Annotated in this window: 21 protein-coding genes; 12 read left to right on the top strand and 9 right to left on the bottom strand. The window is 38.9% G+C overall.

Translation table 11 applies throughout. The features are described from left to right. Positions 1 to 12 precede the first annotated feature (12 nt). The 4 genes from ABJD64_RS06310 to ABJD64_RS06295 all read left to right on the top strand — a co-directional run bounded on the left by ABJD64_RS06310 (position 13) and on the right by ABJD64_RS06295 (position 5,222). Positions 13 to 594, top strand: a complete 582-nt coding sequence (locus ABJD64_RS06310; protein WP_348179775.1) for an RNA polymerase sigma-70 factor — start codon at positions 13 to 15, stop codon at positions 592 to 594. Between the two features lie 55 nt (positions 595 to 649). Next, on the top strand, positions 650 to 1,603 hold the full coding sequence (locus ABJD64_RS06305; RefSeq protein ID WP_348179774.1) for a FecR domain-containing protein: 954 nt from the start codon (positions 650 to 652) through the stop codon (positions 1,601 to 1,603). 89 nt (positions 1,604 to 1,692) lie between these two features. Then, a complete protein-coding gene (locus tag ABJD64_RS06300; protein WP_348179773.1) occupies positions 1,693 to 4,377 on the top strand; it encodes a TonB-dependent receptor in 2,685 nt (894 codons plus the stop codon). Beyond that, positions 4,374 to 5,222 carry a DUF4249 domain-containing protein gene (locus ABJD64_RS06295; protein ID WP_348179772.1) on the top strand — a complete coding sequence of 283 codons (849 nt, stop codon included), beginning with the start codon at positions 4,374 to 4,376 and terminating at the stop codon, positions 5,220 to 5,222. Before ABJD64_RS06300 ends, ABJD64_RS06295 begins: the two co-directional genes overlap by 4 nt. A gap of 5 nt (positions 5,223 to 5,227) precedes the next feature. Here ABJD64_RS06295 and ABJD64_RS06290 read toward each other — a convergent pair whose 3' ends face one another. Then, positions 5,228 to 5,554 carry a hypothetical protein gene (locus ABJD64_RS06290; protein ID WP_348179771.1) on the bottom strand — a complete coding sequence of 109 codons (327 nt, stop codon included), beginning with the start codon at positions 5,552 to 5,554 and terminating at the stop codon, positions 5,228 to 5,230. Positions 5,555 to 5,821: 267 nt separating this feature from the next. Between ABJD64_RS06290 and ABJD64_RS06285 the strand changes: the two genes are divergently transcribed. From ABJD64_RS06285 to trmB, 6 genes are all read left to right on the top strand, one after another. Continuing rightward, a complete protein-coding gene (locus ABJD64_RS06285) occupies positions 5,822 to 7,147 on the top strand; it encodes an SPOR domain-containing protein (protein WP_348179770.1) in 1,326 nt (441 codons plus the stop codon). Between the two features lie 94 nt (positions 7,148 to 7,241). Next, positions 7,242 to 7,916 (top strand): MotA/TolQ/ExbB proton channel family protein, encoded by a 675-nt coding sequence (locus ABJD64_RS06280; protein ID WP_348180399.1) that lies wholly within the window; start codon positions 7,242 to 7,244, stop codon positions 7,914 to 7,916. Beyond that, a complete protein-coding gene (locus ABJD64_RS06275; protein ID WP_348179769.1) occupies positions 7,913 to 8,302 on the top strand; it encodes a biopolymer transporter ExbD in 390 nt (129 codons plus the stop codon). Before ABJD64_RS06280 ends, ABJD64_RS06275 begins: the two co-directional genes overlap by 4 nt. Before the next feature lies 1 nt (position 8,303). Continuing rightward, a complete protein-coding gene (locus tag ABJD64_RS06270; RefSeq protein ID WP_348179768.1) occupies positions 8,304 to 9,137 on the top strand; it encodes a hypothetical protein in 834 nt (277 codons plus the stop codon). A gap of 70 nt (positions 9,138 to 9,207) precedes the next feature. Next, positions 9,208 to 10,371, top strand: a complete 1,164-nt coding sequence (locus ABJD64_RS06265) for a folylpolyglutamate synthase/dihydrofolate synthase family protein (protein WP_348179767.1) — start codon at positions 9,208 to 9,210, stop codon at positions 10,369 to 10,371. Positions 10,372 to 10,373: 2 nt separating this feature from the next. Further along, positions 10,374 to 11,036, top strand: a complete 663-nt coding sequence (gene trmB / locus ABJD64_RS06260; RefSeq protein ID WP_348179766.1) for a tRNA (guanosine(46)-N7)-methyltransferase TrmB — start codon at positions 10,374 to 10,376, stop codon at positions 11,034 to 11,036. Here trmB and ABJD64_RS06255 read toward each other — a convergent pair whose 3' ends face one another. From ABJD64_RS06255 to trpS, 5 genes are all read right to left on the bottom strand, one after another. Next, positions 11,037 to 11,933, bottom strand: coding sequence for a hypothetical protein (locus tag ABJD64_RS06255; RefSeq protein WP_348179765.1), 897 nt, complete (start codon positions 11,931 to 11,933; stop codon positions 11,037 to 11,039). It lies immediately after the preceding gene. Continuing rightward, on the bottom strand, positions 11,930 to 12,541 hold the full coding sequence (locus ABJD64_RS06250) for a sigma-70 family RNA polymerase sigma factor (RefSeq protein WP_348179764.1): 612 nt from the start codon (positions 12,539 to 12,541) through the stop codon (positions 11,930 to 11,932). The genes ABJD64_RS06255 and ABJD64_RS06250 overlap by 4 nt, the downstream gene beginning before the upstream one ends. A 100-nt stretch (positions 12,542 to 12,641) precedes the next feature. Beyond that, positions 12,642 to 13,616, bottom strand: a complete 975-nt coding sequence (locus tag ABJD64_RS06245) for a calcium/sodium antiporter (protein ID WP_348179763.1) — start codon at positions 13,614 to 13,616, stop codon at positions 12,642 to 12,644. A gap of 241 nt (positions 13,617 to 13,857) precedes the next feature. Then, positions 13,858 to 15,588 carry a phospho-sugar mutase gene (locus tag ABJD64_RS06240; RefSeq protein ID WP_348179762.1) on the bottom strand — a complete coding sequence of 577 codons (1,731 nt, stop codon included), beginning with the start codon at positions 15,586 to 15,588 and terminating at the stop codon, positions 13,858 to 13,860. 5 nt (positions 15,589 to 15,593) lie between these two features. Further along, a complete protein-coding gene (gene trpS / locus ABJD64_RS06235) occupies positions 15,594 to 16,562 on the bottom strand; it encodes a tryptophan--tRNA ligase (protein ID WP_348179761.1) in 969 nt (322 codons plus the stop codon). 91 nt (positions 16,563 to 16,653) lie between these two features. Between trpS and ABJD64_RS06230 the strand changes: the two genes are divergently transcribed. Both ABJD64_RS06230 and ABJD64_RS06225 read left to right on the top strand, forming a co-directional pair. Then, entirely contained in the window at positions 16,654 to 17,748 is a 1,095-nt protein-coding gene (locus ABJD64_RS06230; protein WP_348179760.1) for a DUF1573 domain-containing protein, read from the top strand. A gap of 56 nt (positions 17,749 to 17,804) precedes the next feature. Further along, a complete protein-coding gene (locus ABJD64_RS06225) occupies positions 17,805 to 18,395 on the top strand; it encodes a tetratricopeptide repeat protein (protein WP_348179759.1) in 591 nt (196 codons plus the stop codon). A gap of 5 nt (positions 18,396 to 18,400) precedes the next feature. Here ABJD64_RS06225 and ABJD64_RS06220 read toward each other — a convergent pair whose 3' ends face one another. The 3 genes from ABJD64_RS06220 to ABJD64_RS06210 all read right to left on the bottom strand — a co-directional run bounded on the left by ABJD64_RS06220 (position 18,401) and on the right by ABJD64_RS06210 (position 22,437). Next, on the bottom strand, positions 18,401 to 20,230 hold the full coding sequence (locus ABJD64_RS06220) for a sensor histidine kinase (protein ID WP_348179758.1): 1,830 nt from the start codon (positions 20,228 to 20,230) through the stop codon (positions 18,401 to 18,403). Positions 20,231 to 20,484: 254 nt separating this feature from the next. Then, positions 20,485 to 21,546 carry a DNA/RNA non-specific endonuclease gene (locus tag ABJD64_RS06215; RefSeq protein ID WP_348179757.1) on the bottom strand — a complete coding sequence of 354 codons (1,062 nt, stop codon included), beginning with the start codon at positions 21,544 to 21,546 and terminating at the stop codon, positions 20,485 to 20,487. Beyond that, positions 21,547 to 22,437 carry a 3-hydroxybutyryl-CoA dehydrogenase gene (locus ABJD64_RS06210; RefSeq protein ID WP_348179756.1) on the bottom strand — a complete coding sequence of 297 codons (891 nt, stop codon included), beginning with the start codon at positions 22,435 to 22,437 and terminating at the stop codon, positions 21,547 to 21,549. Positions 22,438 to 22,458 lie beyond the last annotated feature (21 nt).

The following is a 22,458-nucleotide window of genomic DNA, read 5'->3' as shown; positions in this document are numbered from 1 at the left end:
TAAACAATCTAAGTGCACATATCAGACGAAGACGAATTAATCCTCAGACTGTCAAATCACGACAGGGGAGCCTTTGAACAAATATTCAGAACCTATTATGCGGATCTTTGTAAGTTTTGTATGAAATACGTCAGAGACGAGCAAGTCGCTGAAGAAGTGGTTCAAGAAGTCTTTATAAATATTTGGGAAAGAAGGTCCAATCTAACAATTACCACCTCCATAAAGTCCTACTTGTTTACAGCAATTCGCAATCGATCCTTCAACTATTTGAAACTGCAGTTGCCAAAAGAACAAAAGAAGGTTGATTTGGAAGGCATTGGATTTCTGGAAGCCGATAATCGTGAACAGGAAATGATTATGGATGAGTTGAGGCACCATGTTCATGCAGCCATTGAGGCTCTTCCTAATAAGTGTCAGATAATTTTTAACTTGAGCCGAAATGCTGGAATGACTTATAAAGAAATAGCAGATGAGCTGGATATTTCGGTTAAAACAGTCGAAAATCAAATAGGCCTGGCATTAAAGAAACTAAGAGAGAATCTTAATCCTATTTGGGACAAGATCATGTTACTGATTTTAATTAATATTTTTTAAAATTTTATAGGGGGATCAATGGGTTTGCTTGACATATCATTGAACGACGACTAAAATGCAAGAATTGGAATTTAAAATATTGGCCTATTTGAAAGGTGAGCTCAATAAAAATGAGCAACATCAGGTGGAGCAATGGGTAGCTGCTTCTGATGCCAACCGTCAGACATTTGATGATTTTGAGAAGATTTATAAATCATCTGAAATCAATTTGGACCACTTCAACCCGGACGTTGATCGAGCATGGCAGGTTGTAACTGATGCAATTGATCACTCTAAAAAGCCGAGCCGAATCATGTTATATAGATTGGCAGCTATGATTACCTTAGTGATAGGACTTGGTTTTATTGTGTTTCAGTATCAAAGTACGTCAGACCAGCATGTTGCAACAACATCGGACAACGAAATAAAGAAAATCGAATTGGCAGACGGATCTGTGGTATGGTTAAACGAAAACTCTGTTTTCACCTATCCTAAAGAAATGGATGAGGACGAACGACTGGTTAGCCTTGTTGGACAAGCTTACTTCGATATTGCCAGAAACCCAGAAAGACCCTTTAAAATTTCGGGACAGAAAACGATGGTAGAAGTTTTAGGTACTTCATTCAATTTAATCTCTGAATCCAACTATTCAAATGTAAATGTCACAAGTGGGCGAGTTGCCTTTGCATTGACTGATAATGAAGAAATTAAGGTGGTCCTGGAAAAAGGAAGCCAGGCGACATTTGAGCAGAACAGATTGGTAAAAAACGATTCATTTAATGAAAATGCCTCTTCTTGGATGACTAAGGACTTTGTATTCAAAAGTTCTCCATTGTCGCAGGTCGTTGAAATTCTAAGTGAACATTTCGATGTTAAAATTAAGGTCGATGATGCAATCAAAAACTGTTTGATTACTTCAGCTTTTGAAGATAAAGAACTAGATGAAATACTGGATACTCTGGAGGCCATTGCGAATATCAAAAATGAAAAGAAAGGTAAAACTATAAAGTTGACTGGCCCCGGTTGTTGATAAAATACTCGAATTACAAAGGACATAAAACCCGCTTATGCGGGTTTTTTTATGCGATCAGTTCGTCCCTTTAGTAGCAATGCCTAAATTTGACTCAGAATTGCACCTATCGAGAGTATAATTTGGATCGCGTCGTTGTCAGTAAATGTTTTTTTTACCTGTTTGCACTACTCATTGTCACATCTGAGTTGAGTGCGCAAGAGGCTATTTTGGACAGGACAGTCATCCTCTACAAAAAAAAATACAAAACCAGAGCTCTGCTTGAGTCGCTACTTCCCGAACAAGGAATCAACGTAGCCTATCACGACAATATAGTTCCTCTAAAGAAAGAGATCGAATTTGGTAAGATCAAGGAAACAAATGTAAAAGATATACTTTCCAGAATATGTCATAATGAAGATCTAGATTATACATATCTCAACGGTCAATTGATGATCAGATACTACGATCGCCCTGAAAATGAATACAGATATTCCGTAAGTGGATTGGTAGAGGATAAATCTTCCGGGGAGGCATTGATTGGAGCTACGGTCTATATTAAAAATATCGAAACAGGACTGGCCACCAATGGATATGGATTTTATGCTTTCACATTACCAAAAGGGAAGTATGATTTGTTGGTTTCATTTATTGGTTACCGGACAATTAATTATACCATCGAGTTGAATAAGGACTTTCAGTTTAATTTTCAACTGACAGAGAACTCAAGAGAACTAGAAAATGTAACGGTTGAAGAACAGCAGTTTTTCGATGTGAAGGCACAAAATGTATTGTTAAGTACCAATAAGTTGGATATGGATATGGCAAGTCAAATACCTCACATAGCCGAAGTTGACGTTTTTCAAAGCTCATTGTTGCTGCCAGGTATTTCAAATGTGGGAGAGGGAGTCTCCGGAGTGAATGTGAGGGGAAGTGCCTCAGATGCTAACCTGATCATGTTAGATGAGGCCGTTATTTATAATTCCAATCACTTTTTTGGTTTAGTATCGGTTTTTAATCCTGATGCCGTCAAAAATGTGGAGATCCTTAAAGGAGATTTGCCAGCTAAATATGGAGGAAGAACATCTTCAGTTATGCATATTAGACAAAAAGAAGGTAATGAAAACGACTTTCATTTTTCTGGTGGATTAGGATTAATTACCAGTAGAATCATGTTTGAGGGGCCAATTATGGACGGAAATGCAAATTACTTATTATCAGCAAGAAGTACTTTTTGGGATTTGATTCTAAGGAACACTAACAGTGCAACACTCGCCAATAGCAGGGTGAGCTTTCAAGACATCAACACTAAGATCAAATTCAACTTGAACAATACCAATAAAATATACTTTTCAGGTTATTTTGGAGCCGACGCCAATCAATTTGGTATAGATGCATTGCAAAAATGGGGCAATAGAGTACTATCAGTGCGCTGGAATAAAATTCATAAAGCTAAACATTTTATGAACTTGACTGCCTACTTCAGTCAATACGAGTATCGAGTGATAGAGGAGAGTGAAGAAGCTGATTTTGTAGGTACTTCACGGATTTCTGATCTGGCCGTTAAGTTTGATATGAGCTCATATTACAGCCCCAAGAATATTTTTGAATATGGGGGAGAAGCCATTGTTCACATTATGAATCCGGGAGAGCGCGTACCTGGAATTCGATCATCCGAAAATGCAGTCAAACTCAATAGTGAGCTTGGAATTGAACCATCCATATATTTATCCAATGAAAGGCATTTTGGGGACCTTACAGTTTCATTAGGAGCGCGGTATTCTGGTTTTTTTAATACTGGAAGATCAGATGTGTATGTTTATGAGGCCGATCAGTTGAAATCATTGAATACAAGAGTGGATACACTTGAGGCTGGAAGCAAGGAGTCCAAAAAATTCTATCATAATTTTGTACCTCGATTATCTCTCAAATATCAACTTAACCCAAATACCTCTTTGAAATTAGGTCACTTTGCTTCAGTTCAATACATGCACCTGCTTTCAAATACCCTGTCTCCGGCTTCGTCTGATTTTTGGCAAATTAGTGGTGAACATTTGCTGCCAAGTACCATGCATCAAACTACACTTGGCGTATATCAATATGTAGAAAGATTTGATATGGATTTGTCATTAGAGTTTTATTATAGGAAAATTGAAAATGTTATAGATTATAAAAATGGAGCGGATCTTTTATTCAATGAATCAATAGAAACGGAGATATTGAACGGAAACGAGCGTGCCTTTGGCATGGAGGTGTTTTTAAAGAAAAAATTCGGGAAACTGACCGGCTGGTTGGGATATACATTGTCAAAATCTGAGCGTCAAGTGAATGGCGAGCTTCAAGAGGAGAAGATCAACGGAGGGGCTTATTTCCCGACTAACTACGATCGGACTCATGATGTTGCTGTAACTGGCATATATCAACTAACCGAACACCTGTCTCTATCATCAAGTTTTGTTTACTATACTGGTAAGCCATTTTCTTTTCCTTCCTCAAAATACGAGATTGACGGACTGTTGGTTCCTCACTATCCTGATCGAAACCTGGATCGACTATCAGATTATCATAGATTGGATATTGCTGCTACATTAATGCTTAAAAAAAATCGGAAAAATGGAAAAGAACGTAGAGCTGTAAGTAGTTGGGTTTTCTCCATTTATAATGTCTACGCAAGAAGAAACGCCCAGGCATATTATTTCCGTGAGAGCGAAGATATCCAGGGAGTATCTGTGGTAGAAAAACTCTCCGTGTTGGGCACAATGATTCCATCTGTCACTTATAATTTCAAGTTTTGATAAGAGTTCGTAACCATATTATTTTGATTGCTATAAGCCTGATCAGCTTATCTTGTATAGATCAGATAAATCTAAACTTGGAAAGTGGAACAACAAATTTGGTTGTATTTGGCTGGATCACCAATGAAACAAGACCATATGAAGTAAAACTTTCATTGAGCAACGCTTATTCAGATCAATCAGGTTACCCTCCAATCATTGGAGCTGAAGTTTATGTAACGGATCAATTGGCGAATAGATATGATTTTATGGAAATCCCAAACACTGGCCGTTATCTTTCTGACCCATCAGATTTCATCGGAAGGCCTGGTGACGTATATCAGCTAACTATCATTCACGAAGAAAAGACCTATTTATCAGCTTTGGAGACTATGCCTTCATTAACGCAAGTAGAGGATGCTTTCGTCAATTTCATTGCGGATCCTGCCGACTTTGAGATTGATGCTGGAGATGAGAATTTTTTCATTTCCGCGTTTGTGTTAGATGATCCAAATGAAGACAACTACTATCGTTGGAAGATTTTTGTGAACAGCGAATTAAGAAACCAACCGGAAGAATTAGTTTTATTTGATGATCGTTTCACAAATGGAAATAAATTTAAGTATGATGCGGGAAATGTAGTTTTCACAGAATCCGACATTCCATACTTTCAACATATGTCTCTCTCAAAGGGTGCTTATGATTTTTATCTCAACCTAAAAGAGCAGACCAGTAGTTCAACGCTAAGTCCAAGGATTCAACCGGGAATTATTTCAGGAAATATGATTAATGAGAATGATCCAAATGAGCTCGTATTAGGGTATTTTGGGGCCTCTGAAGTAATAACAGTTGAAATTGTTCAATAATAGAATCAATCCAAGACAATCACTTCATTTACTTGATCTAGTGCGCTGAATCTAATTCTTAGACGCTTTGTATCAACAACTGAATCCCCACAAGTCAGCGAATAGCTGAAAAACTTTTGTCCTCGAGTGTAGAGATGCGTTTCTTCTGGGTTGCCCAGAATACCTACGAGTTCCGTTTCACTCATACCGAGTAGCTGATCAAATTCTGACTCCATTTCGTCAATTACACTGATTCTGTAGTTATTGCAATTTGTTGATTCTGATATCCATTGCTTGGTGTCGAATGAATTGAAGGAGACCGATTGACTTTGGCAAGCAATAATTGTTGACATTGCAGCTAAGAACAGTGAGCTTTTTGAAAACTTTATAAGAATAACTGACCGAATCAGTTGTGGTTGAAGCCAACAGTTGAGGTGAGTTGAAATTGATTTTAGAAAGAAAGTCATGACAGATATATTGGATTAAAGCAATATTTTGATTGAATATTTGATAATTTTATAGGAAAATACAAAGGACACCATAAAGTTGTTATTTCAAAATAATTCTATACATTTAAGGTGTGATTTATAAGTTTATATTAATTAGGTAATTGCTTAGATATGGCCGACGAGAAACTCAACGAAGGTTCGGAAGAAGAAAACAAATCAAATCAGTCAGATGAGGATTTTGGTTTACCAGATTTGGAATTTGATGAATTGCAGGAATTAGATTTTAATTTGGACGACTCTGGGGAAGAGGAGACAGGAAGTGAGGAAGGTACACTTCCGGAGCCTGAAGGAATAGATATGAGTGTCCTGGACGATATTGATGTGCCTGAATCCTCCGATGATTCAGTAGGACTTCAGCCTGGAGATTTAGATCCGCCAGAGGGCTCAGTATTGGATGAAGGAATTGAAGAAGTTGAAGATGTACTGGACAGCGCGCAATTGATATCTGATCGCTTAGGTGACGACGAAGAAGACCCATTGTCGCCTGATTTTAGTTCAGATATTAACTACGACGATTTAATGGGCGATGATGCTGGTTCCTCGAGCGAAGATGTTTCTACGATGGAAGAGATGGATTTAGATTTGTCTACCGATGATGCTGATACGGACGATCTGTTGGCCAATATTGATAGCCCGGATCAGTTAGCAGCACTTGGAATTTTGGATGAAGATGAAAATGAGGATTCAACCTCTGAAAGTGAATCTGCTTTTAGCGATGACTTCGGTAGTGATGATAGCTCAGGCTCGTCATTGTTTGCAGCAGATGATTCTCCTGAAGACGGAGGATCTATTTTTGCGACTGATAGTGTCGATTTGGAAGATGAGAAGCCAGTCTTCGAAGAATCTGATACCCCCTCTTTACCTCCGAATTACAAGCCTTATTCGTACGAAGAATCTTCAGGAGGTTTTGCAAAGGTGATTATTATTGGTGTATTAATTATAACCATAATTGGTGGAGTATTCTATTATATGTCACCAGCCGGAGGAGAAAAAGAAGTAGCTAAGAAAGAAACGCCTAAGAAGCGAGTCAAAAAACCGGTGAAAAAACCTGAAGCCAAGCCTGTTGAAAGCACGGCACAGGCAGCAAGTACTGGGGAAGAATCCAAAACTGTGACTCCTAAGAAGGAAGAGAAACCGGTAGTGAAGAAACCACAGCCAAAAGCGATAACGGCTAATCCAGGCGAGATAGTTCAAATCAAAGAGAGAACTTCTAGGTCTTATGTGATCATCGGAAGCTTTGTTGATGAGGACTTGGCGATGGACTATGCAACTGAGCTCAGTGGACAGGGAAGCGGAATTAAAATTATCCATCCATATGGAAAATCTAAGCGATACCGTGTATCCATTGCTGACTATGCGAGTTATGGAGATGCAGCCAGCCAGTTGAGTGGTTTTAAGGGACAATACGGTGACGAAGTTTGGGCTCTGCAATATTGATTTAGAACCCTCGTTAACGTAAAAACTGTATTAAAATATTAAAAGGTCATTTTGGCCTTTTTTTTGTTTAAAGGAAACTATGCAAATAATTAATATGATTTTAACTTCTTTACCACAAGAAGTTCCTGTCGAGGATGTGGTTCAACAAATATCAGTGTTGGATTTGTTATTAAAAGGTGGCTACATGATGGTGCCCATATTGTTACTGTCACTGGTAGGTACGTATGTTTTTATTGAAAGAATTCTTACAATTAAGGACGCAGCCAAGACTCCTCAGGCCTTCATGGACAATATCAAACAAATGGTACTTAGTGGAAGTATCACTGAGGCAACGACCCTTTGTCAGACCACGGCTACACCAATAGCAAGAATGGTTGGAAAAGGTATTGCAAGAATTGGCAACCCATTAAAAAATATAGAGGCCTCTATTGAGAACGTAGGTAAGATTGAAATTTACAAACTTGAGAAAAATTTAAGTCTTCTGGCTACTATTTCTGGCGCCGCGCCCATGATTGGTTTTTTAGGCACTGTTACCGGTATGATTCAGGCCTTTATTTCAATTGCCCAGGAGGAAGGCGCAGTTAGTCCTAAATTGCTCTCAAGCGGAATATATGAGGCAATGATTACTACAGCAGCAGGGTTATTCGTTGGTATATTGACTTACCTGGCTTACAACTATCTGGTGACAAGAGTAAGTAAACTCATTCATGGAATGGAATATACTTCTATTGATTTCATCGATTTGTTACAAGAACCTCAGAAGGCATGAATCTAACTCCAAAACATAAAGTTGAGTCAGCATTTTCAATGTCATCAATGACGGATGTAATCTTTCTATTGTTGATCTTTTTTATGCTTACCTCTTCATTTATCACCCCTTCAGGCTTGCCAGTAAATTTACCTACGAGCAAAAGTTCCAACATCGTCATGCAAAAAATCAGTGTGACAATTACTTCTAACATGGAGTATTATGTGAATGACAGCAAGGTCGCATTAAGCAGACTCGAGTCAACTTTGAAAGCAGAATTAAAAAATAAAGAAGGAGTAGTGGTTCTTCATTGTGATAAGTCGGTGCCTGTGGAGCATTTGGTAAACGTAGCCAGCATTGCTACCAAACTTGAAGCTAAAATATCATTGGCGACAAAACCAGATTGATTTGGAAGACAAAGAGAAAAAGAACAGATCCATTGGCATATACGCATCATTTGGTGCTCATGCATTGCTTCTATTGATTTTTTTTACAATGCTGGCATGGACAGAACCTGACCCTCCTATTCCTGAATATGGTATAGAATTGAATTTTGGCAATGAGCTTATTAAAGGAAGTGAGAGTGATAAGCAATTAGATGACGAAATAATTGAAGAAATGGAGGAGGTCCCCGAAGAATCAGCAGCAGAGTCTGATGACCTTCGACAGACTGAACAAGCAGCAGATCAGGACGTAGAGAGTCAGAATACTGAAACCGTGCCGAATGAAACGGATAAAGCAGTTTCGGAGGACATAAATAGCCCTGATATTGTTGAAAAAAAGGAAAACACGGAAGTTAGACAGCAAGAAGTAATTGAGGAGACGGATGAAAGCGTTAGTCCCGAAACAACTGAATCGACAGAAACTTTTGAAGAAAAAGATGAAGACAAAGAACAAGATGAGGAACCATCGATAGATGATCGAGCCATTTATAAAAAAAATGACAATACTGCTGAAACCAGTAGCGGTGGTTCTAGCTTGGATCTAGCAGGTTGGAATTGGGATTTTAAGCCTCAGCCTGATGATAAATCTATTGAAAATGGTATTATAATATTTCAAATTACTATCGATGAAGAAGGTGAAATCATAGGCATTAAGACCTTAGAAAAGACAGTTACTCCCGTTGTAGAAAAAGTGTATAAAGATGCTGTCATGGAATTAACATTTAGCAAGACTTCTGACAACAGGGTGACGGCTGCTACATCTACAGGCAAAATTACATTCATCATTCAATCCAAGTAGGTTTATGAACTATCAGGAAGTCCTTGACTTCTTATACACTCAGCTGCCCATGTATCAGCGTGTAGGGAAGGTGGCTTTTAAAAAAGATTTGACAAATACTCTTCTTCTTGCTCAGAAGTTGGGGAATCCTCACCAAAGTTTTGAGAGCATTCACGTGGCTGGTACTAATGGTAAGGGTTCTACATCGCACCTCATAGCTTCAGTATTGCAATCAGCCGGTTACAAAGTAGGATTATACACTTCACCGCATTTGAAATCATTTAGAGAGCGGATTCGGGTTAACGGTCTTGAAGTAAGTGAATCTTTTATCAAAGACTTTGTTAATCAAAATAAGAAGGCTATCAAGGAAATTTCACCTTCCTTTTTTGAAATTACAGTGGTCATGGCATTTGAGCATTTTGCCAAACAACAAGTAGATTTTGCTGTGATTGAAACAGGTCTTGGCGGGAGATTGGATTCGACTAATATTATTTCACCGGTAATTTCCATCATAACTTCCATAAGTATGGATCACCAAGATATGTTAGGAGATACTATTGAAGCGATTGCATCAGAAAAGGCAGGAATTATAAAAGAGAATGTCCCTGTTGTGGTTGGGAACCTACCTGATTCTGCATTGAAGGTTGTTCAACTTGTGGCGAAAGAAAAGAACGCAGCGCTAGATGAGCCCTTATCTGCCACGACCCGTATAGACCAGTTGGATTCAGATCTTTCACCACAGGTTATCAGATTAAACTTACACACGGTTGAGAGGGCTATTAATCAATTGAGGTCTATTGGTCTTTCAGTAAATAATGACCACTTCTCAGCTGGTATTAAGAATGTGGTAGCTCAAACCGGATTAAAAGGGCGTTGGCAAATATTGAGAAATGAGCCGCTTGTAATTTGCGATGTTGGGCATAATGAAGACGCGGTGCTTTGGCTTATGAATCAAATTTCAAAACAACCGTATGAAAGATTACATATAGTTTGGGGCTCAGTTGCTGACAAATCGATTGAAAAGGTACTTCCATTATTGATTAAGGAATGTGAGTATTACTTTTGCGCTGCAAATGTCCCGAGGGCAATGAAAGCGGAAGAGTTACAATTGTTAGCAAAAGAGATTGGGCTTGAAGGTGGAGCTTATGCCTCAGTTGGTGAAGCCTATCATATGGCATTGTCTCAAGCAGACTCCGGGGATTTAATTTTTGTTGGAGGCAGCACCTTCGTGGTGGCTGAAATAAAAGATTTATAGTTGTGGGAAGAAAGAAATTAGAACGATTTCAGGATAATGCGGAGCGTTACAACGTCGTTCAAGATGGAAAAGATAATTTTGGTCGGCTGATTGGGAAATGGAGAACTGAGCATTTTAAAAATGACCATGACCTTGTGGTGGAGTTAGGATGTGGTAGAGGTGAGTACACGGTGGGATTGGGAGAAAAAATACAGGACAAGAATTTCGTGGGTGTTGATATCAAAGGTTCTAGAATTTGGGTTGGAAGCTCATATGCACTGGAGAATGGATTGAACAATGTGGCATTTCTGCGCACTCAGATTGAACTGCTAGACAAACACTTTGGAGAACAGGAAATTAGCGAAATTTGGGTTACATTTCCTGATCCGCGTCCTAAGGATAAGGATGAGAAGAGGAGGTTAATAGCACCCAGATACCTCGACACCTATCGAAAACTATTGAAAGAGGAGGGATGGGTGAAGTTCAAAACTGACAATACACCGCTCTTTGATTATACGCTAGACTTGTTCAAAGAAAAACAAGTCAAAGTTAAAAACCTGGAATTTACGCACGATCTGTACAATTCAGAATATATGGATGAACATCTTGGAGTAAAGACCAAATACGAGAAATTATTCTTTGAGAAGGGTGAGCGAATTAAGTATATGAAGTTTCAATTTGCCTGATTATCCCAATACCAAAGAAATGCTTGGGTAAGACTTTTTTAAGTTGTCAGTAAAAATGACTTCAGGACCTACTTTAAGATGTTTGCCCACATTCCTGAATAAGGAGACTTTTATGGTAGTATCTTGAAATAACTGTCCGTCAGGATTAATTAGATACCCCGCTCTTGTAGTCCAGCCTTTATTTGTCTTTTTATTTAAAGATGCGAACTCGAGATTTACGAAAGTGTGTGGATAAACCTTCTTTTTACCTGTTTCACTTGTCGTAAAATTGAGCTGAGAAGAGATACCTAGTTTGTAAATGTCTCTTCTTTTTGCTGTATAATTTTCTGCAAATTTAAAATCAAGTCCAAATTCCGGAGAAACGGACTCAGTTTGAAAATTAACCTTTGCAAAGACAAATACGAAAGGGTTAGAGAATGGCGTGACTTCTACCTTACGCTGTTCTTTTTTGTCACGAATTAATTCAGTATGAGTTCGATTAACTGGAAGTGGACTTATTTCTAGCTTCATAATCGGTTCATTAGTTTTGGCCAATGGAATAGCCTCAAGAGCTGTTAACACTGTTGGGTTGCTTATCAAATGAGCTATTTCTTCGTTATGGTCTTCTTTTGTTACTACCACATTTTTTTTAATCGGCTGCTCATCCAGTGAGTTCCATAGGAACACATCAACATTGGCAGCCACAAGAAGCGAAAATGAAGCAGCCATAGCAAGACCCCATGTGACAAAGCGTTTGTCAATTTGACCCAATCGGCTAGAGAGTTTTTCCCACGTCTTACTAGGATCAAAGTCCTTTACAGGTATGTCCTCTACAACCTCCACAGCCTTTTTACTTAGTAGGTCTGTGGTAGATTTGTTTATAGCCGCTTTGGCATTATGATTTCCGTTGACTTTCATAGCGCACCTATTTGTGTTAGTGATTTAGACAGAGAAGCTCTGGCCTTGCTCAGCTGGGACTTCGAAGTATTTTCGCTGATATTTAATTTTTCTCCTATTTCTTTGTGTGAGTATCCTTCTATTACATACATATTGAATACTGTTCTGTATCCATTGGGTAGCTTCTGAATAACATTGACTATTGTTTCTTCCATCAACTCAGACTCTACAGTGGCATGATTTGACGAAAGATTATGGACTTTATCCAATTCTACTTGATCCATTTTCCTTTTTCTTATAAGCATCAAAGACTCATTTACCATGATTCGTTTGATCCACCCTTCAAGACTACCTTTTCCTCTAAATTCAAAAGTTTCAATTTTAGAAAACACCTTCATAAATCCATCAATCATGGCATCTTCAGCCTCCATTTCGTCATTTAGATATCTGAGGCAAGTGCGCATCATTTTATTCGCGTACTTATCATACAACGCCTTCTGAGCCAATTCATCTTTGGCCTTGCACAAGTCGGTCAATTGACTGTCGTCCAAAATTTGATTATGATTTAAGATATATCCCTGGTTATTCAATGCTTGCTGATAATAAAAGGTTGCTTTGCAGAAATGCAAATGCAAAATATTTCATATACAAACATCACGCCGTTAACGGATCGTTAAAAGGTGTTAACAACTGTTAACTACAAATCAGTAGGTGTGAGGGTTTGTCGTATTACAGACGATTGATGTACAAGAAGACGCAGTAGGCTACAAAACCTACCAGGTAAAGTGCTCCTTCGGCCCGGTCCAATTTATACTTCTGCAAAGTGAACATGAAGATGAACAACATGAGTGTACCTATCATTACGATATATAGATCCAAATTGAGATCAATATCATAAATAATCGGTGCGTTGAGCGTAGCAGTGGCTCCCAAAACCAGTAGAAGGTTGAAAATATTTGAACCAACAATATTACCAACTGCAAGGTCAGATTTTTTATGAAATGCTGCTACAGCTGTAGTCGCTAACTCAGGCAACGAGGTGCCGGCTGCAAGAATGGTCAAGCCAATTACCTTTTGGCTAATTTTAAAGTGTTCGGCGATGGTTATGGCATTGTCCACAATAACCTGACCGCCAATTGCCAATCCGGCTATACCAAAAACGATCATTAGCGTGGTCTTAAGACTGCCATACATTTCGATCTCATCCATGTCACCTCCAAGATCTCCGGTACGCCTCATGTTTTGGAAGACATAAACCAAAAAGGCTACAAACATGCCTAAAAGAATAAAACCATCGATTAGGCTCAGTGCGTTTTCTTCGGCACTAAAAATTAACTGATCGTTTACAAGAAGAAAAAGTACAACTGTGGCAAACAGCGAGTAGGGTACCTCTTTCCAAAGTGCATTCTTCTGAACAGTTAACGGATATATAACAGCTGCGATACCCAGAATCAGAAACATATTGAATATGTTCGATCCAATAATATTGCCAAATACAATGTCATCATTTTCACCTGAAGCCCCTGAAATGATATTAACCACTAATTCGGGAGCAGATGTGCCCATCGCGACTACGGTAAGCCCAATTGCAATGTCAGAAACGTTGTATCTTTTGGCAAGAGAGGAAGCTCCATTCACTAAAAAATCGGCTCCCTTGATTAGCATAACGAAACCGACAATGATGAGCAAAAAGGGCACTACCATATTTGAATTATTTTATGTTCAGGTGGTAAAATTATTAGAATTGAAATATAAATATATTCAGAATATTTTAATCACTTTTTCGATGAATAAAGATAGCTTAAATAGCTTTCTTATCTACATTCTTATTTCAATTCTATATTACACTAATTCATTGCAATATATTCAAAACATTTTTTTTCGTGAATATTCATGACGGCTAAATTTTACTTTTATCATAAATATCAGAAAATGAGCTGGTTGCTTATGTTAAATCAAGTTCTTCTTTAATTTTAGCGATTTTATATTGGAGGGTAAGTTTTTCCTTCTCAAAACTTTGTTCAGCATCTGAATCTGATCTTACGCTAATGTAGAATTTAATCTTAGGCTCCGTGCCAGAAGGCCGCATAGAAATCTTAGATCCATCTTTCGTGATAAATTGCAGTACATTAGATTTTGGGAAGTCGATTTTATCCTCTTGACCCGTAAGCAGATTACGTGCAGTGGAAGTTTCGTAGTCAATCAACCATTCAATCTCTGAACCTACAAGTGTTGATGGCGTATTGGACCGAAACTGACGCATCATCTCCTGAATTTCTTCGGCTCCTGATTTCCCTTTCTTTGTTAGCGAAATCAAATCCTCCTGGTACATGCCAAATTGTGAATATATCTCTTCCAATAATTCTTCAAGGGATTTGTCATTATCTTTAGCCCAAGCAGCCATTTCTGCGATCATTGCGCATGAGGAAACAGCATCCTTATCTCTTACAAAATCTCCAATCAGGTAGCCATAGCTTTCTTCTCCTCCTCCAATAAATGTCTTTTGACCCTCAAGCTCTTTGATCAGTCCGGCGATATGCTTGAAACCTGTGAGTGTATCAAAGCATTCAATACCGAAGTAGGAGGCGATATCTTTGATTAACTCTGTGGTTACTACAGTTTTTACTACATATTGTTTGCCATCGAGTTTGCCATTTTCTTTCCATTTAAGACATAGATAGTAAATAAGTAGGGCTCCCGTTTGATTACCATTGAGTAGTTCAAAATCCCCGTTGTCTTTTTTGATAGCTATGCCAACGCGGTCTGCATCTGGATCTGTAGCCATTACTAGCTCAGCACCTATTTGCTTTGCTTTATCCAATGCTAAAGTCAGCGCTTCTTTTTCTTCTGGATTAGGATATATCACCGTTGGGAAATTGCCATCAGGGGTTGCCTGCTCCTCAATGATCGTCACGTTAGTGAACCCAAACCTTTCTAAGGCTTGCGGAACTAAAGTAATTCCAGTTCCATGTATAGGGGAAAATACTATGGACAGATCCGACTGATTTTTAATGGACTCAGGGGACAGACTAAGGTTAGATACGGCATCGAGATATTTGTTATCGATGTCATTACCTATCTCTTTGATCAGGTCAGAATTCGCCTTAAATTTAATTTGGTCAAAACTATCAATCTTTCTAACCTCTTTTATTATTTCAGTGTCATGAGGAGCGATGATTTGCGCTCCATCCTCCCAATAAACTTTGTAGCCGTTGTACTCCTTCGGATTGTGAGAGGCGGTCACTACAATCCCACTTTTACAGCCTAATTCTCTGATCGCGAAAGAAAGTTCTGGTGTAGGTCTCAGTTCATTAAAAAGATAGACTTTGATGCCATTTGCTGAGAATATGTCAGCTACAATTTGTGCAAAAAAGCTGCTGTTATTTCTGCTATCATGAGCAATTGCAACTGAAGGCTCTTCATTTGGATACTGAGCATTGATATAGTTAGCCAATCCTTGAGTGGCACTACCAACCGTATATTTATTCATACGATTGCTGCCCAGTCCCATGATGCCACGCATTCCGCCCGTTCCAAATTCTAACTCTTTATAGAATGAATCGATGAGCTCTGCTTCATTACTATCAGCTAGCAATTCTTTTAGTGCAGATTTGTCAGTATCCTCTATGTTACTGGATAACCAGATATCAATTGTCTTTTTTATACTTTCTTCCATAATGATTAGAATCCAATCGTGTTTTTTACTCTGCTCAGTACTTTGTGGGCAATGGCCCTTGCTTTTTCTTCTCCTTCTTGTAAATGCTGCTCTATGGCTGGTTCATTTTCCATAAAATGATTAAACATTCTTCGTTCTTCTTTGAACTTATCGAGTATTAGTTCGAATAATGCGGTTTTCGCATGGCCATAGCCATAATTACCACCCCGGTAGTTGTTACGCATCTCAATTTTTTGCTCATCATTTGCAACCGTCTTATATATGTTATACACATTACACACATCAGGGTCTTTTGGCTCCTCCATCGGTGTACTGTCAGTCAAAATAGACATGACATTCTTCTTTAACTGTTTTTCAGGTAAAAATACATCAATAATGTTACCATAAGACTTGCTCATTTTTTGCCCATCTGTACCCGGTATAGTCATTACTTCATCATCTATTCTGGCCTCGGGAATAACGAAAACCTCTCCAAACTGATGATTGAAGGTCTTGGCAATATCTCTGGTCATTTCAATATGCTGTCTTTGATCCTTACCTACGGGTACAATGTTGGCATCATACAATATGATATCTGCAGCCATGAGAACGGGATAGTCAAATAGACCGGCATTCACATCAGACAGCCGGTCGGCTTTGTCCTTAAAAGAGTGTGCATTGGCTAGCATCGGGTAAGGTGTTACGCAGTTCAGAAACCACGTTAATTCACACACCTCAGGAATTTTGGACTGTCGATAGAATATCGATTTGGAAGTATCCAGCCCACACGCTAGCCATGCAGCCGCTATTGACTTGGTGTTTTCTTTTCTTACTTCAGGGTCTTTTATGGTAGTAAAAGAGTGCAGGTCTGCAATAAAAAGGAGGGACTCTTGCTTTTCATTTTCTGTTAGCTGAATGGCTGGCAAAATGGCACCTAATAAATTGCCTAAGTGTGGCCTTCCCGAACTCTGAATTCCTGTTAATACTCTAGCCATAGTTAATTTTTTGCGCAAATTAATAAATTTATTTCCCTTTGTTACGTTCAGGCATTATTGTTTATTTGCAATGAGCAATTCATATATTATCATGTCAAATTTTATTAAATCAACATTTTCGGTCCTTTTTATTTTCATATCTTATGGGCTTTTTGCACAGGAAAAGGGCAGACTGGAGTTCTTGATCAGCGACTATGATTTTGGAGAGATTAAGGAGGAGGCGGGACCAGCTATTTATGAATTTGAATTTAAAAATACCGGTACAGCACCTTTGATAATTTCTAATGTGAAGGCTTCTTGCGGATGCACGACGCCGGGTTGGTCAAAAGAACCAGTTATGCCGGGCATGCAAGGATTTGTTAAGGTTCAGTATAATCCAAAAAATCGTCCTGGCAGTTTTAGAAAATCATTAACTATTACTACAAATGGTGATCCAGCAGTTGTACAAGCCTATATAAAAGGGAAGGTGATACCCAAAGTCAAGTCGCTAGAGGAGCAGATGACTGTTAAAATAGGCAATACAAGATTTAAGAATCGGTCAGTAAATATGGGTAGAATTACAACTGAAAAGAAGGTGGAAAAATCTTTTGATGTGTATAACGATAGCGCTGATACATTGACTTTAACCGGGAAATATGATGCTCCCGACTTTATCAAATTGACTTTTTCAAATCTGGAACTGCCACCAAAGCAGGTTGGAAGGGTAACGATTTCCTATGACCCTATCCACGATGACAACCTGGGCTATAACAATCACGGTATTCAATTTTACACCAATGAGGAGAGCGCTGCACAGAAAAAGATAAATGTGCTTGCCACGATTAGTGAATATTTCCCTCCCATCTCTGGAGAGGAACTGGCCAAAGCCCCTAAGTTAGCAATAACAGACAGATTGCAGGATTTAGGCCAAGTCAAGGCGGGATCAAGAACCGTAGCAGAATTTGTACTGACCAATCATGGCAAGTCGAGTCTTAACATCAGAAAGGTAAAATCAAACTGTGCGTGTTTTGTGTCGGAACTTGCTAAATATGACATCAAACCTGGTAGATCACAAACACTTAAGGCCATCTTTGATGCAACCGATAGAAAGGGTAATCAAAATAAATCCATTACTATCTATTCTAATGATCCAATTGATCCTGTTCAAGTAATTTCGATTAAGGCGTCAATTATTCCAGCAAATTGATGAGATTATTCTCTTTAATTTAAGGATTCGCCTTAAGTTTGCGGAAAAAATATGTAATGAGACATTTGATGGTGTGGATATTGGGCGTAATGCTGTTTGCATGCGACAATGAAGAAAGGACAAAAGGAGATGATCTTTATAGCGAAGGAAATTTTTCGGAAGCAATAAAGGCTTATGACGAATACATAAAGCTGCATCCTTCTCACGTCAAATCATTATACAATCGGGGCAGATCTTATGAAGAATTAGGAAAGTTCCAAAAAGCATTCGATGATTTCACTGCGGTTTTGGATATTGATAAAAAGAACACCTCTGCGCTGCTAAGTCTGTCAAAATTCTATTATAGGGATCATAAATTTGATAAAGCCAAGTATTATGGCGAATCGGCGGTCAAATTGAACGACAACCTTCCTAGTGCTCACTTCTGGTTGGGGCGGGCACAACATCAATTGGGTCTTTTTTCGGAGGCACTCACCTCTTATAACAATGCCATCAATCTTGATCGTGAGTTGGGAGAAGCATATCTGTACCGTGGAGCCATTAAAATGCAAGGTGACAGAAAAAAATCTGCCTGTTCAGACTTTAAATCTGCTAAAGACCTTGGGGTGAAAGAAGCAGAAGTCGCACAGAGAAAGTACTGCAAGTAATAGTCCTAATACTTTGTCCGAAGAGTAACCTCAAAAGAGCTGCCCTTTCCTTCGGCACTATGAATTTTCAATTTTCCGTCAATTTCTTGGAGGTAATCTCTTGCCAGATTGAGTCCTAATCCAGTACCCTGCTCGGCAGCGGTTCCTTTGGTGCTGGTTGCACGGTCCGTATTGAAAAGCTTATTGATTTGTTCTTTTGACATACCTATGCCTTGATCTGTTACTGCAAGAATGATATGATCCGGTGCTTGTTCTACTTTGATTTCTATTTTTCCACCATTATGAGAAAATTTGATCGCGTTGGCCACTAAATTTCTCACCACCAAATTTATGATTCCATAGTCGCTCTGAATATGTAGTGGCTGGCTAAGGTTGTGATTTACAATAATCGATTTACTGGCAGCTATGTTTTGGGCCTGATTGATATTATTTTCCACTAATTCTTTAAGGTCAAATTTTTCAATTTTGACCTTCTCACCCTTTCGCTGTCGAGCGGTCCAAAACAGAATATTTTCCACCATGCTATTTGTGCTGCTTAGGTTACTGTCAATTTGTTTGATGAATTGATTGAATTCATGCTGAGAAAGATTGGTAGATTCGTGAAGTGAAATGAGTCCACGTAAATTGTTTAACGGACTTTTTACGTCATGTGAGATGATAGATAACAGGCGGTCTTTGATCTTGTTGGAATCAACCAGTTCATGGGTTCGTTCTGTTATTTCAACTTCAAGTTCTCTGTTGATCACCTCAAGGCTTTTATAAGAATTGGCGTAGTGTCGGGCCAGCATGTAGACCTGAAAAATTAAAAAAACGAGCAAGCCCAACTCAACCAGGTATCCGAATTTGATATCGAAGTTTACCAGAGCAGTGTTTTTAAGTATTTCAAGCAAAATAAATGGGAAGGAAGCAATAACACCAAAGAAGATGTATTTGGAGTCGTGACTTCTCTTTTTGATCCAGGCCCGAACAATGGTGACTATGGCGTAGATGAAAGTAAGCACCAAAGCAACATGACAAACGTCTAATAGTTGTCCGTAAACATGTTGTTTAGTAAAAATTACACAGGTAACAAGTACAGCCGCGGTGATGAGAAAAATTCTGACTACAAGTTTGGAAGAGGATGATTCGAACAAATGATGCACATATAATGGAAACAAGGCCACAGCAATGTATACACCACCGAACTCTAGCTTTTTCCATGTTTCAAATGAAACGTCAGGAAAGAGATTTGGTAGAAGAAATGACCCCCCGTTTAGCGTCATACTCCTTATTGCTACTACAAGGCAAATCAAGGCCAGCCACAAGTTTGGTTTTCCCCTGTTGTACAAAAAGAAAAGAAGGAATTGATAAATAAACATAGCTATAAGGCTGCCGGCGAATACATTTTCTATCCCATTGCGCAAATTCTTTTCTTTCAAAAGAGCTGCGGATTTTCCAATAAAGGGGGTACTCACAAGACCCGAACTGAAATAGGAATAATTGGCAACTTGTATCACGATGTCCAATGTATCTGTATTATCAGGAAGAGGCACAAAATTGTTGGTTAACTCTGCCTTGTAATTCTCTGTGTCTCCGCTCAGAGTGCCTGATGAGGATCTAAACTCTCCATTGATCCACACTTTCGATGCCGAATTAATCATCGGGATATATAGCATTAACGCACCTTTATCTTTCGGAATAATGACTTTTCTGCGATAAGTGGCTTTGCCGAGTAGTGCGTATTCCTGGTCCCTATGCCATGAACCTGGTACATAGATATAGTCGTTTGGCTGAGTCGATGTTAGCCGTTCTGGTGATAATAGTTGATCATAATAAAATTCCCAAGAACCGGACAATTGGGCATGAGTGGATAGAAAATTGTGTGATCGTAGATCAAGGACCGCCGTTGAATCATTTTGACAATATACCTTATGTATATGGCAAATCAGAAAAAATGCGAGCAATATATGATAGCGACAACTCTCCAATGTAACTAATATAAATTTAGTCTGGTTTAGTTAAAGCTGGTCATTTTTTGATAGTCTTCCAAACCCTTCATTTTGGATGTAACCTTAAAGGGGCTTCTTTTTTAGGCTCAACGGTTTGTTCCTTATTCCCAAAGGGAGTAGTTGTAAGTCTGTTCTATTTTGTTTTCTAATGGATCTGGGATAGAAGGAAAGAAATCGAGGCCGGTGGCCTTTTCAACCTCATCTATACTCATCGCATATGTGTCAAGAGGTTTTGAAGATTTCTCATTATTTAGAATAAAACCAATGCCTTTTACTTCTTTTCCATTTAGCTCTAGAATGACTTTGTAATACTGGCTCGGTACCAATACTTTGTTTTTGCCGATCTTATCACTTTTGCCCTTAAACAAAGGACCTGTGACTACATAAATTTCGTTGTTGTTTTTAGCCCAATTCCTGACCTTCTTTTCAAGTTGACTCCAGATTCCACGATTGAAGTCTGGATGCTGCGGACTCATATTACTCATATAGAATGACTCGCTCATTCCTTCCTTGGTCCAGCCAAAATCAGCAGCTGGAGCTAAATGACCTCGATCATAACCGGAGCCTTTGTAATCATCTAACGTTGCTGATTTGGTCTTTACTTCAGGGTCGGTTCGGAAATCATCTTTGCGTTTGAATTTGGATTTTTCCAAATTCATTTTCTTCAATTTATATGCCACCCAGTCGGCTTGTTCTGTTTTTTCATTGTACCGAAGCGTGTAGTAGGAGTGCTCGACGATTGCATCATTCTGTGTATATGCAGGCCAGTAGAAGTCAAAACTGGAAGAATAGTAGTAGTTATCGTCTTCATTGTACACAGGTAAATTTTCATTTGTTTTGGTGGTTTCAACCGCTCCATCCTGAGTATTTATCGCACTTTTTTCTGATTTTTTTCTTTCGCCCGATGAAGTGTTTTTTTTCTCTTTAACATCCTCCGTTCTCGGTGTTGCGACCGGGGTTTCTTTTTTCTTTTCTTGTTTAGGGGCTGAGGTGTTTTGTGTAGAAGTGATCTTTTTCAGATCATTACTCCAATTGGGGTTTTCATTCACCTGATATATAACCAACATGGCTATGATTGCAGCTATCACGAAGATGGCGGTGGTATTTGATCCGCCATCCTTGCCCTTATTTCCAGATGTTTTTCTTTTTCTTGCTTTCGCCATTTATTTCTGAAATTGCTTAGAAACGACTAGTTCCTTAGAGCCTGCTTCATATTTATAAAACCCTTCGCCTGATTTTGCTCCCAATACTCCGGCTTCAACCATGTTTACCAGCAATGGACAGGGAGCATATTTTGGATTTCCGAACCCTTCATGCAGTACTTTAAGAATCGACAAACAAATATCTAATCCAATGAAATCAGCTAACTGCAAAGGTCCCATGGGGTGAGCCATGCCTAGTTTCATGACTGTATCTATTTCTTCAACACCGGCCACATTCTCATATAGTGAGTAAATGGCCTCATTGATCATTGGCATCAGTATCCTGTTTGCTACGAAGCCAGGGTAGTCATTGACCTCTACCGGTACCTTGCCCAGTTTCTTTGAGAGTTCCATGATAACGTCAGTCGTTTCGTTGCTGGTGCTATATCCTCGAATGACCTCTACCAATTTCATCACAGGGACCGGGTTCATGAAATGCATACCAATCACTTTGTCCTTTCTATTTGTTGCCGAGCCAATTTTGGTAATTGAAATAGAAGAAGTGTTGGATGCAAGAATGCAGGATTCTTTTGTGTGTTCGTCTATTTGCCTGAATAGATCAAGTTTGATAGCCATATTTTCAGTAGCTGCTTCTACAACCAAATCGGCTTGTTCTACTCCTGTGGCTAGATCTGTAAATGTGGTGATATTGCTTAAGGTTCCGGTTTTGTCTTCTTCGGTGATTTTTTCTTTTTTGATCAGCCTGTCCAGATTTTTGCCAATAGTAGCAATGGCTTTATTGAGCGCATCTTGAGAGATGTCGATGAGGTTTACCTGATATCCTGTTTGCGCAAATACATGAGCAATACCGTTGCCCATGGTGCCTGATCCTATGACTGAGATGTTTTTCACTATTCTATTGTTTGGGTTTGT

Source organism: Reichenbachiella sp. (assembly GCF_039944555.1).
Classification (GTDB): domain Bacteria; phylum Bacteroidota; class Bacteroidia; order Cytophagales; family Cyclobacteriaceae; genus Reichenbachiella.
The sequence above is the reverse complement of the archived record's forward strand: the minus strand, read 5'-3'. Positions and strand labels throughout refer to the sequence as shown.

Excerpts from the sequence above, each read along its gene's own strand:
- ABJD64_RS06225 (WP_348179759.1), top strand. The coding sequence starts at position 17,805 with ATGAGACATTTGATGGTGTGGATATTGGGCGTAATGCTGTTTGCATGC.
- ABJD64_RS06285 (WP_348179770.1), top strand. The coding sequence starts at position 5,822 with ATGGCCGACGAGAAACTCAACGAAGGTTCGGAAGAAGAAAACAAATCA.
- ABJD64_RS06255 (WP_348179765.1), bottom strand. The coding sequence starts at position 11,933 with ATGAAAGTCAACGGAAATCATAATGCCAAAGCGGCTATAAACAAATCT.
- ABJD64_RS06230 (WP_348179760.1), top strand. The coding sequence starts at position 16,654 with ATGTCAAATTTTATTAAATCAACATTTTCGGTCCTTTTTATTTTCATA.
- ABJD64_RS06245 (WP_348179763.1), bottom strand. The coding sequence starts at position 13,616 with ATGGTAGTGCCCTTTTTGCTCATCATTGTCGGTTTCGTTATGCTAATC.
- ABJD64_RS06305 (WP_348179774.1), top strand. The coding sequence starts at position 650 with ATGCAAGAATTGGAATTTAAAATATTGGCCTATTTGAAAGGTGAGCTC.
- ABJD64_RS06280 (WP_348180399.1), top strand. The coding sequence starts at position 7,242 with ATGATTTTAACTTCTTTACCACAAGAAGTTCCTGTCGAGGATGTGGTT.
- trpS (WP_348179761.1), bottom strand. The coding sequence starts at position 16,562 with ATGGCTAGAGTATTAACAGGAATTCAGAGTTCGGGAAGGCCACACTTA.
- ABJD64_RS06290 (WP_348179771.1), bottom strand. The coding sequence starts at position 5,554 with ATGTCAACAATTATTGCTTGCCAAAGTCAATCGGTCTCCTTCAATTCA.
- ABJD64_RS06215 (WP_348179757.1), bottom strand. The coding sequence starts at position 21,546 with ATGGCGAAAGCAAGAAAAAGAAAAACATCTGGAAATAAGGGCAAGGAT.
- ABJD64_RS06240 (WP_348179762.1), bottom strand. The coding sequence starts at position 15,588 with ATGGAAGAAAGTATAAAAAAGACAATTGATATCTGGTTATCCAGTAAC.
- ABJD64_RS06275 (WP_348179769.1), top strand. The coding sequence starts at position 7,913 with ATGAATCTAACTCCAAAACATAAAGTTGAGTCAGCATTTTCAATGTCA.